The organism is Microcoleus sp. OTE_8_concoct_300, from assembly GCF_031383065.1.
GTDB lineage: Bacteria > Cyanobacteriota > Cyanobacteriia > Cyanobacteriales > Microcoleaceae > Microcoleus.
Genome location: NZ_JANMZH010000619.1, coordinates 1 through 2,674 on the forward strand (window position 1 = coordinate 1; position 2,674 = coordinate 2,674).

The following is a 2,674-nucleotide window of genomic DNA, read 5'->3' on the forward strand; positions in this document are numbered from 1 at the left end:
TTACGACGCAGTGACGCGGCGGGGAATGAGCGGCGGGCCTGTTTTTGATGTTAGCGGCCGAGTGATTGGAATTCACGGACAGGGAGATACAGTTGGTCGAGTGCAAAATGAGGCTGGGGGAAGGCAAGAAGAAGTAAAAACCGGGTTTAATTCAGCGATTCCAATTAATACTTTTGTGGGGATGATGTCGCAGGTGGGGATGGAGAAATCTGCTTTGAAGGTGGATGAGAAACCTGCGGAAAATGCGGATGCGGAAAAGGTTGAGCCTGGACAGGCGCAGGGTTGGTTTGGAGATTTTGGTAAAGACATAGTTAAGGATGTGATTCAGAGGGGAATTCGGAGGATTTTGCCGTTTTAAATTTGTAGGGGCAGGGCATCGCCCGCCCCTACAGGGTTAATTGGAACATTATTTAATCATTGAATTGAGGTGAATTATGCGTCGTATTCGTCTTTTTGCTCTGGGTATTGTCAGTTTTTTTGCTGTTTTAATGGGTGCTTTATTGGCTCCGGGTACGTTTGTTAATCGGGCTTTATCGGCTGCACTTTGTACGGTTTTTAGTTTTAGTTCGACGCTTTGCACGGTGAATTTAGCTAAGTCTTCGGATCGGGTGGTGGCGGCGACTCCCCCTGCTGTGGAAAGGAATATTTCGGATTGGTTGGTGCAGCGAGATCCGGGGGAGTTTGATGATGCACCGAGTGTGCCGCCTGCGAGTAATCCGCAAGCGCCGCCGTTTCCTCAAGATCCGGGGCCGAATCAGCCATTGCGTCCTGATTTTGGTGATTCTGTTGACGATGCTGCCGGCGATGCCGCTAATGATATAGGCACTAAGTTTAACTGTGATAAAAATCAAAAGCCACCGATATATGCAGTATATGTTAATGGAGTGAATACACCACGAAATGTTTATGACCAAGACAAGGTAATTATCAACCAGCTTTTGAAAGACGCATTTGGAGAAAAAGTTTCTTTAAGTTTTGATGCTTACAATGGTGTCGGAAGCGTTCGTATAGAAGGCATTCCCCTTGGGGACTTCTTGGAGTCGGCTATGCAGTCATCCACGTCTAGCCCTGAAACTTTTAATGCCAACACTGCTGATGGCAATATATTAGTCTTTCAAGTCACACAAAAAATCAAAGACATAGAAAAATTGCACGATGATTTCCGAAAAACTGCTAATTGCGAGTGCCATGTGCTCAAGCCAAAATATCTGCTGATTGGTCATTCTCAAGGCAACTTTTTTGTTGAAGATATTGCCTTAGCATTGCCAGATGAAGTTAAATCAAGGACTTCAATTCTATCAATCGCTTCGTTCACAAGTTACGAAAGCATTAGAAATAAAGTGAAAGAATTTGATTATTTACTCAGACCTGATGACTTTCCTCTGATTGCGATGAAGTTGGTTAAAAGTATTGAAGATCGGAAAGATAGTCTTTCACAACAGCAACTAGGTATTGGTGAATCGATCAGCCGACAAATAGTTTTAGGCTCTACAGAAAGTGTTATTGCGCTTGCCAAAAAGGTAAGAACTCCCGGAGATGCAAATCTTTCTGCTCTAAATGGTATCGATAATAACCCCTTATTAAGAGCTTCAAGTTTGGGTATATCAGACTTTCTTATTGATAAAGAAGCAACTTTTGTCTTAATGCTTGATGCCCATTTGATAGAAAACTATATAGGCGGTCCCACAAGGGGAGGCATTACTATTCCAAGTTTTGATGCGATGAGAACAGATGGGAAGCGTCCGCAGCCTCGATACAAAAGCCAAGTTACAGAATCCTATAATAAAGCCAAGAATAAATTGAAAATGCTCACAGAGTACGATGCTGGCGAATACGAGAAAAAGAAAGAATGTTCACAGCAGGTAAGACAGTCTCCCCAACCACAACCAACTGCACAGCAACCTCAACAAACTCCACAACAGCAATTGAGAGCCTGCCGAGTAACAGGTGTTGAAAAGTACAATAATATGACAATGAATCGGGGAGGATGTGCTATCCAGGGACCAGTAATGACAGAAGACGGACCTGTAGATGGAAAAACTCAATGTGGTATTTGTAATACGTTTATTGGTGGATTAGCCCCACGCGCAGGATCTTGCCAGGAAGGAGTGGAAACCGATCCTAGAATTGCTTTCTTGGGTTTAAACAAGCCTATTCTTTGTCCACCTAACTGGGATAGTGGATATTGAGCGGTGGCTGTCAAATATCTTGATAAAACCGCCCCTACATGGATGGTAAAATGTGGGATACAATTGATGGTAAAATATTGAATAAAATCTGTAGGGGCGGGTTTGCCGATCAATTTTGCCACCCACCAATAATCTTGATAAACCCGCCCCCACCCAACCGATAACCCCGAACAACCATCCTCGCCTCACCCTTAAATACAATTAATTGTTAATTTCTGGGTGGGGTGGGGGCGGGTTTACATAATTTGTCGATTGGTATCAAATATCACAGGCGAACCCCCCCCCTAAAGGCTTTCCCAAAAAACAGGATCTCGCTGTATCAATAGTAAAATTTACTTGGCTCGATCGCTCGTGCTCTAATCTAAAAATAATCTTTGTAATTACCAATTCAGGTCTTGCTAAAAATAATATATAATTTTTAGTCGCTCGTACTAATATTACAAAATTAAGTAAATGAAACTACCTAATGATACCATTATTGCTGA

General features: G+C 42.8%; 1 protein-coding gene and 1 pseudogene. Both read left to right on the plus strand.

What is annotated here, in order from left to right; translation table 11 throughout:
- Positions 1-358, plus strand: a pseudogene (locus ACUVJL_RS28450) (hypothetical protein); the annotation flags it as partial.
- A gap of 76 nt (positions 359-434) precedes the next feature.
- On the plus strand, positions 435-2,189 hold the full coding sequence (locus ACUVJL_RS28455) for a hypothetical protein (protein WP_445248916.1): 1,755 nt from the start codon (positions 435-437) through the stop codon (positions 2,187-2,189).
- The last annotated feature ends 485 nt before the right edge of the window (positions 2,190-2,674 follow it).

Coding starts and splice junctions, on each gene's coding strand:
- ACUVJL_RS28455 (WP_445248916.1), top strand. CDS start 435: ATGCGTCGTATTCGTCTTTTTGCTCTGGGTATTGTCAGTTTTTTTGCT.